Genomic DNA, 13,376 nt, shown 5'->3' on the forward strand with positions numbered 1-13,376 from the left:
GCTGGATGCTTCGATAAAAGAACCACAATCGAAATAATTTAGCAAACCTTATATTCTAGTTTTCCTGAATACTTATATATATAAACTATACGGATTAATTAGCTAACTATAGCCAGTCAGATCCACGCACATTCCGCTCGCCAGGAACCCGGCTGATTGCATGGTGAAGGCTCAATGAAAATTGGCCTTGCCCAGATCAACACGACCGTTGGCGACTTTTCGGGGAACTCCGCGCTCATTCTGAAGGCCTACCGCGAGGCGGTGGCTCAAGGAGCGCAACTGGTGATCACGCCCGAACTGGCGATGACGGGGTACCCCCCGCGGGACTTGGTGCATCGCTCCCGGTTTGTGCCGGGTAATATTGAGGCGCTACGTCAGTTGGCAGGGGCGGTGGGCGCGGTGCCCCTCATTGTGGGCTTTGTAGATGTGAACGAAGGGGCGGGGAAGCCCTTCCGGAACGCGGCTGCTGTTTTGCAGGCTGGGCGGATCCATCAGGTGGTGGCCAAGACGCTCCTGCCCACCTACGATGTCTTTGATGAAGACCGCTATTTCGAACCCGAGGAGAATCTGGTGCCGGTGGTCATCGAAGGAATCCGGGTAGGGGTGACCATCTGCGAAGACATCTGGACGGACGATTACCTGCCGCGCCGTCTCTACGATGTGGAGCCGCCGATCGAGCTGGCCAAGCAAGGGGTGGATTTGCTCGTGAACCTCAGTGCTTCGCCCTTCAGCCTGGGGAAGCCGACCATCAGAGAGAAGATGCTGGGCGAGCTGGCGGCAGAGACCGGCGTCCCGGTGGTCTATTGCAATGCCGTGGGGGGGAACGATCAGCTCGTGTTCGACGGGAACTCGCTGGTTATTGGGAAGGACGGAGAAGTCCTGGCCCGGTTGGCGTCCTTCGCTGAAGAGGTGGCGGTGGTGGATGTGCTCAGTGGAGCGGGTGCCCGGGCCGCAGAACCCATGGTGGTGGCGGAGGAGCTCTATCAGGCCCTGGTACTGGGGCTGCGCGACTACGTCACGAAGTGCGGCTTCAAATCGTGCGTGCTGGGGCTCAGCGGTGGCATCGACTCCGCGCTGGTGGCGGTGCTGGCGGCGGAAGCGCTGGGACCTGCGAATGTGCTAGGGGTATCGCTTCCCAGTGTCTATTCCTCAGAGGGCAGCAAGGATGACGCCCGTGAACTCGCGGAGAAGCTGGGCATCCAGTATGAGACTATTCCCATTCAGTCCGTCTTTGAGGCGTTGAAGGGGCAGACCAGGGAGGTCTTTGCAGGGAAACCGGAGGATGTCACTGAGGAGAACATGCAGTCCCGCATACGTGGCCTGATCCTCATGTCTCTCTCGAACAAGTTTGGCCACCTGCTGCTCACCACGGGCAACAAGAGCGAGATGGCGGTGGGATACTGCACGATCTATGGTGACATGTGCGGAGGGCTGTCGGTCATCAGTGATCTGCCCAAGACCAAAGTTTACGAGGTGTCGCGCTGGATCAATCGTGAGCGGGAAATCATTCCCTGGGCGAGCATTGAGAAGCCGCCGAGTGCTGAACTGCGCCCTGATCAAAAGGACCAGGACACCCTGCCGGAGTATGATGTGCTGGATGGGATTTTGGAGCTCTTCGTGGAGCAGGGACAGTCCATTGCCGAGATCGTGGCCCGCGGCTATGATGAGGAACTGGTCCGTTGGGTATTGCGTCGCGTGGATCTGAATGAGTGGAAGCGTCACCAGGCTGCGCCCGGCTTGAAGGTGACGTCCAAGGCGTTTGGCATGGGACGGCGGATCCCGATTGTCCAGCGTTTCCGGGAGTAGAGGGGCGTTTCGTGCTCAGTGTGTCAGTGGGCGGTCGGCGGTGGGCAGTGCATCATTGAGCGGCGCGGTCAGAACATAGGTAAGGCGGCCAAAGGAGCGTGGGCGCGGTCCCTGTTCGCCCGAGTGGCCCATGAGATTCGCCGCACGCCCTAGCATTCAAACTCCGCTGGGTTGTAGGGCGACCGATTCGGTTGCCTCATCAGGAGACGCTCACGGCAAGCGGGGCGCTTGCCCTACAGGGGGTGCGCTGGGTGTGAAGGTCGGAAAAGGGAGCGAGAGACGTTCTTGTCCCGGTTCGCCCCGAGTGGGCCATGAGATTCGCCGCACGCCCTGGCATTCAAACCGCGCTGGGTTGTAGGGCGACCGCGCCGGTTGCCTCATCAGGTGACGATGGCGGCAAGCGGGGCGCTTGCCCTACAGGGGGCGCGCTGGGTGTGAAGGTCGGAAAAGGGAGCGAGAAACGTTCTTGTCCCGGTTCGCCCGAGTGGCCCACCAGATTGCCTCACTCACTGCTTCTGGAACTTCAACAGACGCTTGGACTCCTCGATCAGGAACTTGGTGTTCGTGAAGGGATCTGGACCGACATCCAGCCAGCGGATCTGACCGGCTCCATCCACGAGGAAGGCTCCGTGGAGGGGCATGCCCTCGAAGTCGTCGTAGCAGCGCCATTTGCGGAAGACCAACTGCTCCGGGTCGGCCAGGAGATGGATGGCGTTCTGCTTGGTGGCATCACCCGGGCGGCAGGTGTCGGCGGTGGCGGTGAGGTCCATGGCTTCCTCGCTGCCAATGGCCACGATCTCCAGGCCGGCTTTCTTGAAGTCGTCTGCGGCGGTGGAGAAGGCTTTGAGCTGCTCCATGCAATGAGTGCAGTGGCGGCTTAGGTAGAACAAGACGACCACGGGCTTGCCGGAGAAGTCGGAGAGCGAAACGGGATGGTTGGACTCATCCGGCAGAGTGAAGGGGGCGGCGGAGAAGGGGGTCCAGTGAACAGGGCCCAGGGATTCCATGGCGGGGCGCTTACCGGAATCGGTGCGCGGTGCTTCCGGGCGACGCCAGGGCAGGGGGGCGCCAAACTCTTTGGCAATCGCATCGATGCGTTGGCTGATCGGCACGTTGGTGTCGAGACTGCCTGCGGTGACGCGCAGGGTTTCGAAGTGCTTCTTGGCTTCATCTGGCTTGCCCGCCAGCATCAGCGCATCCACCCGGAGGGCCAGGTTGGGGGCGTCCATGGGCAGTTGCTGGGCGGCGGCCACGGCCTTCTCCTTGTCGCCTACGGCCAGATGGTAGCGAATCAAGCGCTCCTTGGGAGTGTCCTTCAGCGCGGCCAGCTTCTTCTGAAGTTCCGCAAGGGGTTGCTTGTCCAGGATGGCGATCAGGGCGCTGAGCTCGGCTTTGGCATTGCTCACGGCGGAGTCTCCCTTGCCGCCTCGGGCTGGCTTTTCGCCGGGTGCTTTTGCCCCGGAGGGCTTGTTTTCAGCAGGCTTGTCAGAAGCCTCCGGTTGGGTGATTTCCTCGACCTTGGCGGGGGCGGAAGATGGTGTAGGTGCTGGCACTGGGGACGGTTCGGTGGTTTTGGCCACAGGTTTGACTTTGCTGGAGTCTGCGGAGGCTGGGGGCTCCTTTTTCGCGGCAGGCAGCTTCTCCAGCTGATCAAGGCGGGAGGCAACTGCGGCGCGATCTCCCTTGAAGTAGGCAGCCACGCCCTGGGCTCGGATGCGGGCGGCCTCCATGCTGGGATTGGGCGTGATATCGAGGTAAGGGGAGCCGTCGAGTTCGAGGAGCTCATCCCACAGCTCATAGGTGAGGAGGGTGTCCAGCAGGCGGGTCCGGCCGTAAGCGGCGCTCTTGTTCTTGTTGTCCGTCGTGTTGTACTCCGGGTGCCGGGGGATCTCGATGAGATTGCGGGCGAGGGCGGCGGCGTCGTGGGCGCGGCCGAGCTGGTTATAGGTGCGAACCAGCCACTCGGTGTTGTGGGCGTAGTTGTGAATCTGGTCCGGCAGCACTTGGGTCTGGATCATGTAGGCGTGATCCACGCGGGTGGCGGCCTCCTGCTGCCAGGCGGCATCGGGCAGGCGGTTCACCTTGCTGAAGGTGTGGCCGGGCATGTGCCACATGTGGGCGATGGCGGGCGCGCTCTGGCCGCAGAGCGTGGCGGCCTCGACGGCGCGGGCGGGCTTGCTGTCATCCCAGAGGTGGATGCGATAGTGGTGCGCGGGATGCATGGGCTCCTTGGCAAAGACCTGGGAGAGGATCGCGTCCACCGACTCCCGGCTCACCATGGTGACGCCGTCGCCCTTGCCTTCCCAGATCGCCCAGGCGAGGAAGGCCTTTGCTTCAAGATCATCAGGGTTCTCGTGGATGATGTCCTCAATGCCCTTGATGAAATCGAGCTGGCGCTGCTTCTTGTCCTTCTTTGGGTCCTTGTAGAAGTCCTCCAGGAGGGTGATCCATGCCCTCTCTCTGGCGGAGGCGGCAGCCTTCTTGGCCCCGGCCTTTTTGATGAACTCGGCCGCGCGTTTTTCGTTATTCACATTGGCCATGGCACAGCCCCAGTAGGCCATTGCGCAATCGGGATCGAGATCGGCTGCCTGCCGGAAGGAGCGCTCCGCTTCATAGTACCAGAAGCCGTGGATCTGGCCGATCCCCTGGGTGAAGAATTTCTGAGCGAGCTCGTTCTTGGTGGTGACCGGGAATTTGACCTTTCCGCAGCCCTCCATCAGCACTGCGGCCTGGCGCGGACCATCGTCGAAGGCCTCCCCGTGAAAGGAGTGACCCGGCAAAGGATCGGCGGCTGCGGCGGGAAGGGCCGCAGCCAGTGCGAGCAGAAGAAAGCGCATGAAGGGAAAACGACCGAAATGCCGGAATTCTGAAATTAGAATGCCGAATTCTCCAAATCGTGGTTCTCTGTAGGAGAAATGGATGCTTGGGGAGTGTTTGATTCTTCAACCCCTCGCGGCCGTGGAGTGGCCCTTGGGCACGCGGTCGCATTCCGCGGGGAAACAAGTGCCTGCCAAGGAACCTGGGGTGGTGAAGCATCGACTGACAGGCTTCAGATGGCCTGTGCTTGGGAAGCTCGGGGAGCGCACGCATCCTGTGTGCTGTTTGCGGCATCTTGCCGCAAACGTCAGGCAACACAAGACATCAGGTCCAACCGACGTGGGGGTGTTGATGGCGGTGGGGAGAAAGCGGATGCGGTCGGCCTTCCCACCTGATCATCGTCCTGGGAGGTACCCAACGTTGACTCGCTTAGGGCTCGTCCAACGTTGGGCTGTGTTAGAGATCCCCGTTGGGGATCAACTTCGATCTGGGGCGGCCGCCAAGGAACCAGCACGGTGTCGAAGCTCTTCCTCGAAGAGGATGGGGCTACAAGCCCAACGTTGGCGAGCTTCGAGCGAGCCTACGTTGGGTATGAGTGTTGGAGGTTTCTACTCCGAAGGAGTTGCGGCAGTCTGACTGCCTTTTGCGTCCAAGATTCCCTGGCAGGCACTAGCTGAAGGTCTGCGGGTTTCGCCTTCTCGCCGACGTCACCAAGTATCGACAGACTCGGCTGCTGCCCACGCAAGCCAAGGTGAACAGCGATCCTGTCACTGTTCACCCGAGGCTTTGCTCTCGTTCTCTAAAGCAGTGACTGATAGAGATCGAGCGTCTTCTCGGCGATGGCGCGCCAGGAGAAGTGCTCGACCGCGCGCTGGCGGCCTGCCTTGGCCATGCGATCGCGGAGGCTCTGGTCCGCCATGAGGCGGTTCACGGCCTCGGCCAGGTCCTTGGCGTACTGGGCGGGATGCTCGGCCTCATAGGGGCTCTCACACTGCTGGAGGAGGGGGACGAGGATGCCGGTCTCACCGGGGAGCACGACTTCCTTGATGCCGCCCACCGCGCTGGCGACGACGGCGGTCTCACAGGCCATGGCCTCCAGATTGATGATGCCGAAGGGCTCGTAAATGGAAGGGCAGCAGAAGAGGTCGGCGTGGGAGTAGAGGGCGATCTTCTCCTCCACCGGAAGCATGGCTTGGATCCAGATGACGCCGTCCCGCTTGGCTTGGGCATCAGCCACGGCGTGCTTCATCTCGGCGGCGATCTCCGGGGTGTCTGGGGCACCGGCGCACAGCACCACCTGGAAGCCGGGGTCCATCTTTTCAATGGCTCGGACGAGGTGGATGATGCCTTTCTGCCGGGTGATGCGTCCTACGAAGAGGAGGATGGGCTTGTCGGGATCGACCCCGTGTTTGCGCAGGGTGTCGGGGGCGTGCACCTTTTGATACTCTTCCGGATCGATGCCGTTGTGGATGACGTGGATTTTTTTGGCGTCGGCGTCAAAGAAACGCAACACGTCCACCTTGGTCTCCTGGGAGACGGCGATGACGGCGTCTGCCATCTCGATGGCGGTCTTTTCCACCCAGACGCTGAAGTCGTAGCCTCCTGCGAGCTGCTCGCGCTTCCAGGGACGCAGGGGCTCCAGGGAGTGGGTGGTGAGCACCATGGGGATGCCGTAGTTGAGCTTCGCCACGATGCCGCCGAAGTGGGAGTACCAGGTGTGGAGGTGCACCAGATTGGCATCAATGTCTGAGGTGTTGAAGTCGAGTCCGCGCTGTAGGGCACCGAAGACGCTGGCCAGCGGCTTGGGGCAGGTCCACTTGCTGCTGTCCAACCCGAAGCCCCTGGCGTGCAAGCGGGGGTTGAGGTTGTCGTTCTGGTCCCCGAAGCAGCGTACCTCCACATCACAGAGGCGGGAGAGCTCGCGGGTCAAGTACTGCACGTGGATGCCAGCGCCGCCGTAGATATGCGGCGGATATTCGTTGGTCAGAAATAGAGCTTTCATGATGGAGTCGGAAAGGGGAGTGGATGCAGGATGGGTGCCGGACGGGCCAGAGACGCAGAGGGATGATGAACTCGGGCACTTCGCCAGCGGATCACAAGTGAACTTCTTGATGCAGGCGGGCGACTGTGGTCTGGCTCTGAGGGTGGGCTGCTGCGAGGGCGGCCTGGAGGGCCTCGGCCCGCTCGCGCTCACCATGCACCAGGAAGACCTGCCGCTTGGGCCCGGTCATCTTGGCAAACCAGGCAAGCAGTTCATCGTGGTCCGCGTGGCCGGAGAAGGAGTCGAGAATCTCGATGCGGGCCCGCACCTGAAACTCATCGCCCAGGATGCTAACCTTGCGGGCACCGTTGCGCAGCTTCCAGCCCAGCGTGTCCTCAGCACAATACCCGACGAACAGGATGGTGGTGGATGCGTGCTCAATGTGGGTGCGCAGGTGATGCAGGATGCGCCCAGATTCACACATGCCGGAGGCGGCGATGATGACGGCGGGCTCACGTATTTGATTCAGGGCCTTGGACTCCGTCGCCTCACGGATGAAGCGCAGGCCTTCGAAGCCGAAGGGGTTCCGTTTTTCAAACAGGAAGTTGTACACCTCCTCGTTGAAGCACTCCGGATGAAGGCGGAACACTTCCGTGGCGCTAACGGCCAGGGGGCTGTCCACAAAGGTGGGCAGGGCGGGGAAGCAGTTTTGCTCCCGCAGCTTGTTCATGGAATAGAGGAGCTGCTGGGTGCGCTCCACGGCGAAGGCGGGGATGAGCACTTTCCCATCGCGAGCCACGGTCTCATTGATGATGCGACAGATGTGTTCATCACTCGCCATCTCCATCTCGTGCGCTCGTCCCCCGTAAGTGCTCTCCATGATGACGTAGTCCACGTCCTCAGCGACCGCTGGGGGATTGAGGAGATCACTCTTCGGCCGGCCGACATCTCCGGAGAAGAGCAGGCGGGACTTTTGCCCGGTTTCCCGGTCATCGATATCCAGGATGACCTGGGCTGCTCCCAGGATGTGGCCAGCATCGATGAAGGTGAGTTTCACCCCATCGGCGATGAGCATGGGCCGCTGGTACCCGATGGTGACGAACTGCCGGAGGCACAACTCTGCATCCATCCGGTTGTACATTGGCTTCAGGGGAGCCAGGCCGCGGGGTTCGCGCTTGCGATTGAGCCAGCGTACATCTGACTCCTGGATGTGAGCGGAGTCTGGCAGCATCACCGCGCAGAGATCGCGCGTGGCATCGGTGGAAAAGATGTTTCCTCTATATCCCTGGCGGGTCAGGTTGGGGAGGTTCCCGCTGTGATCGATGTGGGCGTGGGAAAGGATCACCACATCGATTGCCTTGGGGTCGAAGGGGAAGTGCTGGTTCCGCTCAAAGGCCTCTTGACGGCGGCCTTGATAGAGACCGCAGTCCAGGAGGATGCGCTGCCCATTAACCTCGAGCAGATGCTGGGAGCCCGTCGTGGTCTCCGCCGCGCCGTGGAAGGTAATTTTCATGAATAAGGAGCCTGGACGGGCTGGATTTGGAGCAGAGAAGCGGCTGGAAGGGAGAATCGAACTCCCGACCAGGCGGGCTAGTAGGCCATCACTTGCTTGAGGTAGGCGATGCTCTTCTCAGCAATCACCTTGGGCCCCATCGAGTAGTCAAAGACCTCTGTGCTCAGCCAGCCGGTGTACCCCACCTCGCGCAGGGCGGCGATGATGGGCTCGTACTTCACCTCGCCCATTCCGGGGCCCAGGAGGTTGGGGTCATTGGTGTGGAAGTGAATGAACCAGTCCTTGCTCTGGCGGATGATGTCCGGGATGGGGGTGCTCTCATCGCTCATGGCCTTCACATCCAGATGGAGTTTGCAGCCTGGGTGATCCACGGCCTTGCAGAACTCAATGCCTTCCGCGGCGGTGTTCATGAAGTTGGTCTCCTTCCGGCCCAGCGGCTCCATGGCGAGGACGGCCCCGTTTTCCCAGGCGACTTCAGCCACACCACGGACCACGTCCACGGCGCGCTTGAAGGACTCCTGCACATCCCATTCCGGCAGGAGGTTGCGGGCCTTGGGGCTGCCCCAGACCATCACCTTGCCCCCCAGAGCGCCGCAGAAGCGGCCCAGCTGCTGGCCAAACTTGAGCACGTCCTTGCGCAGCATTGCGTCAGGCGTGGTCATGCTGAACCACGTGGGGCGGGTGAGCAGCCAGTGCAGGCCGATGATTTCCAGGCCGAAGGATTGGGCGATCTGCACCAGCCGGGTGGCATCTGCCAAGGTCAGCTCGCGAGGGTCTTCCTTCAAGGTGAATGGAGCCAGTTCCAGCCCCTGATAGCCACAGGCTGCCGCATCTTCACACACCTTTTCAAAAGGTGCATTGCCCCAGTGTTCATTGCAGATCGCAAAACGCATGGAACTGCTTCTATACGAGCGTGGGAGGGAAGGCAACTGTTCCCCATGATGAATGCGCCAAAGGTCCAGCTCACGGTGGGAGGACAGGCGGAAACTTTTGAGCAAAAAACAAGGCGGATTGGTTGACAATTCCAGACACCTGCCTAACCTCACACTCCCGCGAATAACCAATACTCATGGCAGGGTAGCTCAGCGGTAGAGCAGGGGACTCATAAGCCCTTGGTCGGGAGTTCGATTCTCCCCTCTGCCACCACTTTTTTCAGAAGTGGAGAATTGCTGCAAAGGCGATGAAGAAATCCCGTTCGGTAGATGTGGCCTGAAGGCTGAAGCCGATGCTGTCGGTGCCCCCCTCCACCTGATCATCGTCCCCGGAGGCACCCAACGTTGACTCGCTTAGGGCTCGTCCAACGTTGGGCTGTGTTACAGATGCCCGCTGGGGATCCGCTTCGAACTGAGGCGGGCATCTCCTGGTGGTTCCTTGGCACCCGCCTCAAAACGCGCGATTGGTCTGTTCTCCCTAGTGCGGCGCGTTGTGCCGGGCGATCTCGTACACACGCAGGGTGCGCTTGCTGCCGTCAGAGGAATCATACTTGCGGGTGCCATCGCGGTTCGCCTGAATGCAGAACTCGTCCTGGTCAGCCACGTCTTTGGGGAGATTGCCAGTGAGGACGACGAGGGTGCCCGTGGGCCACATGCCTGCGGCGGACATGACCACGGGTACAGCGGCTCCCGCTGCAATAGACTGGGGGTCGATCGTGGGCGGGCGTTCCGACATCTTTTCAGCCACGAGGAAGTCTTCCTCGACCGAGACGACGCGCACATTGATGATCTCGGTGTCCACCTTCATGGCCTCACGGCTGATCCAGGTCATGCCGACGGGGCGCAGCTTGGGGCGGCTCTTTTCCAGGCGGACCATTTCCGCATCGTAGAGGAGCTTGCGATCCTTTTCCGCCCGGGCGGTGGCATCGAGTGACGCAGAGTCCTGCGAAACCCGGTAGGCCTGGGCTGCGGTGGCATCGTAGTTGATCGCCTTCTGCCAATCCTCCGGCATGTGCTCGTACGGGATCTTGGCCGTGCCCGCGGAGTGGGAGACTCTGACGCCATCCGGTTCGATCTTGGTGACGGTGCAGTTTAGGAGGGTGATGGTGCCTCCGGGCTTGGGGAAGGTGACAGAAGCTGCCGTGGCCCCCTCCTGGGCCTGGATCGTGCCGGTGGGTGCGAGGCAGGCGCAGGTGATGGCGAAGACAGCGGGCACCAAGAGACGGCGTGGGGGCTTCATGGAATTTTGGCGGGAGACCGGAGTGTGCGGTTACGCCCTTGGACGCAGGTTAACCGGAAGTTATTCAGATGATTAGACGCAATTGTTGCCTTCTTTTTGGGAGATAGACAAGACGCTTCAGTTAGTGCGCGCCAAGGAACCTGAGGAGCTGACGTGGAGGTGTTGATGGCGGTAGGGAGGAAGCGGATATTGTCGGCCTTCCCACCTGATCATCCTCTCCGGGCTTGCCCAACGTTGACTCGCTTGAGGCTCGTCCAACATTGGGCTACAGAGCCCATACTGGGATCAACTTCGGTTTGAGGCGGGTATCTCCAGGTGGCCGCCAAGGAATCGATTCTGGCTCAGTCCAAAGCTAATCCCTGAAAGGGATTTTTAGCACAGCCCAAGGGTGGACGAGCCCAAAGCGAGCCAACCTTGGTTACGGTCGCACAAGCTCTGATCTCTCCGTATGGGATGTCTGAATCTTGGAAGGCGAGCGCGTGCCCAAGGGGCGCTCCATGACCGCGAGGAATCGGGAGCTGGGGTGTGAGGTGACATCGTGGGCCGCTTGGATCGAAGCGGGACAGGAATGTCCCTCGCTCCTCATAGTGAGTTCCCTCCCAGAAACTCACAACGGCAACGGTGGGTCACCCGTTGCCGTTGCTCGTTTGTCTGCCTGCATCTCTCACTCAACCAAATTCTAATAGACGGTAGTCTGTCCGGTCACGGGCTGAAGGACCATGGAGCGGTAGTTGTCGGGTAGTGCGTCTGCGGATTTTAGCTCGTTCTCTTTCACGAAGGTGAAGACCGCATCGGGAGAGCGGGGCAGCGTCGTGGTGCCGTTGGGGAGGAACATGAAAGCGACGAAATTCCGCGGCGCGCCCCGGAGTGGAATCGCATCCTCTGGCGGGGATTGTACCGGCAGGCTTTTGAGGGAGGTGTACTCTGCCTTCTCGTGCAGGATGATGTCATCGGCAAAGTACTTCACCTCAGTCAGGTTCTTGTAAAGGGCCTTGCCATCAGCGGGGGCGTAACCGGTGAGGCGCACGAGTTGAAAGGCCCTGAAGGCGGTTGCGGATCCTCCTCCCAGGTCATCAGGCATTTGGTAGAAGCGCATCTCCACGGGGAAGTTGTCCTTCTGCGCCATCAGGATGGCTTGAGCGCATTCTGAGGCGACCCCTCTGGCCTGGGCTGTAAGTTTCTGGGCCTTCCAGGCGGTGCTGACATTAAGGCTCAGGGCCATGAGCACGCCAATCAGGGCCATCACCACCATGATCTCTATGAGGGTGAAGCCGCCGGAGGCCCGGTGCAGTTGGATGGTTCTAGGAAGTTTCATCAGGGCGGAGTGGCTGTTCCTCAAAGTTTTTCCCGCTCGGTGATCCACTTGGAGGCTCGCAGGGTCACGGTGGTGGTGAAGATCTTGTAGTGGATGTCGAGAGCGTTCAGCCGCGTCTCAATGGTGTCGATCTCGTAGGTTTTGTTTTCGAGGGCCTTGTTAAGGTCCGGGGCGAAGTTGGTCGCCGTGGTGAGCAGGCCTTTGAACACATCGCGGATCTTGGTCTCTGCCCCGGTCTCTCCTTCACGCTGCACCAGGCGGTCGTAGGACTTTTCGTCGGTGGCGATCAAGGTAAGCTCCAGCATGGCTGGCGGCTGGTTCTTGCTGGAGAGCACGTCCTGGGCGGAGTTGCTGGGGCGCCATTGATAGAGACGGGTGTCGTACTCGTAGGACTGTTTCTTGCGGGTGTCCGTCACGCTGTTGGCGGTGGAGGAGCCACCAGTGGTGACGTAGATGTACGGGACGATGACCAGAGCCAGAATGTTGTCTGCCAAGGGTACGGAGTACTCCGCAGTGGTGCCCGTACCGCTTTTGAACGGGCCGCGGAACCAGCGGTAGATGTCGTTTTTGGCTGTCTTGGCACCGATGTTGAAAGTCGGGTCAAAGAGGATGGACACATCCGCAGGCTGGCGGAATTCCATGAGGCGGAAACGTTTGCGCTCCGGATTGAGCTGGAGAGGCATGCCGCTGCGCATGAAGGTGGGTCGCCGGTTCAGATCGCTGCCGTAGTCCACATAGTAACCCCAGCAGTTGAGCAGGTCACTCATCCCCGCGATGGAGGTGCCCATGGTGGTGGAGGGGTCTGAATCCCCCAGCAGTGCCTGGAAAAAGACCCCGTGACCGTTGCCTGTGGCATTCGGCATGAGGTTCTTTACCCCGTCCTGGACGTAGTGCAGATCGCTAAGGCGGCTGTAGTACTTTGGGGTTGGGTTGGCGGCGGTGGGGTTGTCATACACGTAGCCCCAGTAGCTGTTGAGCGTGGCCTGGGAGAGCTTGCGTGCCATGGACTCGAAGGCCAGGCGTGCGTCCTCAAACTCCTCAACCTGGGCCTGGGATCTTGCCACCACGTTCTGCATGTTGCTGAGCACGCTGGTGAGCATGAGCACCATGACCGCGAGGATGGCCACGGAGAGCATCAGCTCGATGAGTGTGAAGCCGCAGGGGCGCTTGCGCACCGCCGCCGCAGCGGCGGCGGGCCCGGTGGCTGACTGGGGGTGCATTGGCGTGTGCATCTTCCGTGGGGTGGGCGTTGCGATCAGAGCTTGGTCTGTTCAAGGTTGGCCACGATCACACTGCGCTCATGATAGAGGAGGGGGTCACTAAAGGCGGCCGTGTTGTTGATCTGGCTGGTGATCAGCACCTTGAGCTTGCGCAGGTGCTTCGATGGGGAGGAATCTCCTGCCAGGGTCGGCGGGGTGGTCTTGTCCACCACTGCGCGCGCCGTGATGGCGTGGTCGATGTCGCCCTTCTTCAGGGCGGTGCCGCGGATGTCGAAGTAGAACTCCTTGTCCGGCAGGGTCATGGCTGCCCCGGGTGAGCCCCAGCTGATCATCTGGTAGGTGCCTACCACGGACTGGATGATGCGCGCCTCGGCTTGTTTCAGCGAACTCTTCCGCAGGTCGTCCAGGCCGGTGGGGATCAGGGCCACCAGCGTGAGCACTGCGATGGAGACGATGCCGAGGGCGGTCACGGTTTCCACTAGAGAGAAGGCTCTGGGGCTGCTTTTCATAAGGGTCATAGTTAGAGGGGTGTTGGGTTTTTTGTGTTTCTGG

The 13,376-nt window shown here is 60.8% G+C and carries 9 protein-coding genes and 1 tRNA gene; 2 read left to right on the top strand and 8 right to left on the bottom strand.

The features are described from left to right. Positions 1-174: 174 nt before the first annotated feature. Positions 175-1,806 (top strand): NAD+ synthase, encoded by a 1,632-nt coding sequence (locus VSP_RS14755; RefSeq protein WP_009961520.1) that lies wholly within the window; start codon positions 175-177, stop codon positions 1,804-1,806. A 506-nt stretch (positions 1,807-2,312) separates the two neighbouring features. On the opposite strand, the gene VSP_RS35525 is transcribed toward VSP_RS14755, so the two are convergent. The 4 genes from VSP_RS35525 to VSP_RS14775 all read right to left on the bottom strand — a co-directional run bounded on the left by VSP_RS35525 (position 2,313) and on the right by VSP_RS14775 (position 9,010). Then, positions 2,313-4,643 (bottom strand): peroxiredoxin family protein, encoded by a 2,331-nt coding sequence (locus tag VSP_RS35525; protein WP_009961522.1) that lies wholly within the window; start codon positions 4,641-4,643, stop codon positions 2,313-2,315. A 779-nt stretch (positions 4,644-5,422) separates the two neighbouring features. Further along, complete coding sequence (gene glgA / locus VSP_RS14765) at positions 5,423-6,625, bottom strand: glycogen synthase (protein ID WP_009961524.1); 1,203 nt, start codon at positions 6,623-6,625, stop codon at positions 5,423-5,425. A 91-nt stretch (positions 6,626-6,716) separates the two neighbouring features. After that, positions 6,717-8,117 (bottom strand): MBL fold metallo-hydrolase RNA specificity domain-containing protein, encoded by a 1,401-nt coding sequence (locus VSP_RS14770; RefSeq protein WP_009961525.1) that lies wholly within the window; start codon positions 8,115-8,117, stop codon positions 6,717-6,719. Positions 8,118-8,194: 77 nt separating this feature from the next. Further along, positions 8,195-9,010, bottom strand: coding sequence for a sugar phosphate isomerase/epimerase family protein (locus VSP_RS14775; RefSeq protein ID WP_009961527.1), 816 nt, complete (start codon positions 9,008-9,010; stop codon positions 8,195-8,197). Positions 9,011-9,188: 178 nt separating this feature from the next. Here VSP_RS14775 and VSP_RS14780 point away from each other — a divergent pair. After that, positions 9,189-9,263: transfer RNA gene (locus VSP_RS14780), tRNA-Met, on the top strand. Positions 9,264-9,527: 264 nt separating this feature from the next. Here the strand turns inward: VSP_RS14780 and VSP_RS14790 are convergent. The 4 genes from VSP_RS14790 to vccB all read right to left on the bottom strand — a co-directional run bounded on the left by VSP_RS14790 (position 9,528) and on the right by vccB (position 13,333). Further along, on the bottom strand, positions 9,528-10,289 hold the full coding sequence (locus tag VSP_RS14790; protein ID WP_009961531.1) for a hypothetical protein: 762 nt from the start codon (positions 10,287-10,289) through the stop codon (positions 9,528-9,530). Positions 10,290-10,968: 679 nt separating this feature from the next. After that, complete coding sequence (gene vccD / locus VSP_RS35530) at positions 10,969-11,604, bottom strand: Verru_Chthon cassette protein D (RefSeq protein ID WP_009961533.1); 636 nt, start codon at positions 11,602-11,604, stop codon at positions 10,969-10,971. A gap of 20 nt (positions 11,605-11,624) precedes the next feature. Next, complete coding sequence (gene vccC / locus VSP_RS14800) at positions 11,625-12,824, bottom strand: Verru_Chthon cassette protein C (RefSeq protein ID WP_009961536.1); 1,200 nt, start codon at positions 12,822-12,824, stop codon at positions 11,625-11,627. 35 nt (positions 12,825-12,859) lie between these two features. Next, positions 12,860-13,333 carry a Verru_Chthon cassette protein B gene (gene vccB, locus VSP_RS14805; protein ID WP_009961537.1) on the bottom strand — a complete coding sequence of 158 codons (474 nt, stop codon included), beginning with the start codon at positions 13,331-13,333 and terminating at the stop codon, positions 12,860-12,862. Between the last annotated feature and the right edge of the window lie 43 nt (positions 13,334-13,376).

Origin of the sequence: Verrucomicrobium spinosum DSM 4136 = JCM 18804 (assembly GCF_000172155.1) — a bacterium.
Classification (GTDB): Bacteria; Verrucomicrobiota; Verrucomicrobiia; order Verrucomicrobiales; family Verrucomicrobiaceae; genus Verrucomicrobium; species Verrucomicrobium spinosum.

Coding starts and splice junctions, on each gene's coding strand:
- VSP_RS14755 (WP_009961520.1), top strand. CDS start 175: ATGAAAATTGGCCTTGCCCAGATCAACACGACCGTTGGCGACTTTTCG.
- VSP_RS35525 (WP_009961522.1), bottom strand. CDS start 4,643: ATGCGCTTTCTTCTGCTCGCACTGGCTGCGGCCCTTCCCGCCGCAGCC.
- glgA (WP_009961524.1), bottom strand. CDS start 6,625: ATGAAAGCTCTATTTCTGACCAACGAATATCCGCCGCATATCTACGGC.
- VSP_RS14770 (WP_009961525.1), bottom strand. CDS start 8,117: ATGAAAATTACCTTCCACGGCGCGGCGGAGACCACGACGGGCTCCCAG.
- VSP_RS14775 (WP_009961527.1), bottom strand. CDS start 9,010: ATGCGTTTTGCGATCTGCAATGAACACTGGGGCAATGCACCTTTTGAA.
- VSP_RS14790 (WP_009961531.1), bottom strand. CDS start 10,289: ATGAAGCCCCCACGCCGTCTCTTGGTGCCCGCTGTCTTCGCCATCACC.
- vccD (WP_009961533.1), bottom strand. CDS start 11,604: ATGAAACTTCCTAGAACCATCCAACTGCACCGGGCCTCCGGCGGCTTC.
- vccC (WP_009961536.1), bottom strand. CDS start 12,824: ATGCACCCCCAGTCAGCCACCGGGCCCGCCGCCGCTGCGGCGGCGGTG.
- vccB (WP_009961537.1), bottom strand. CDS start 13,333: ATGAAAAGCAGCCCCAGAGCCTTCTCTCTAGTGGAAACCGTGACCGCC.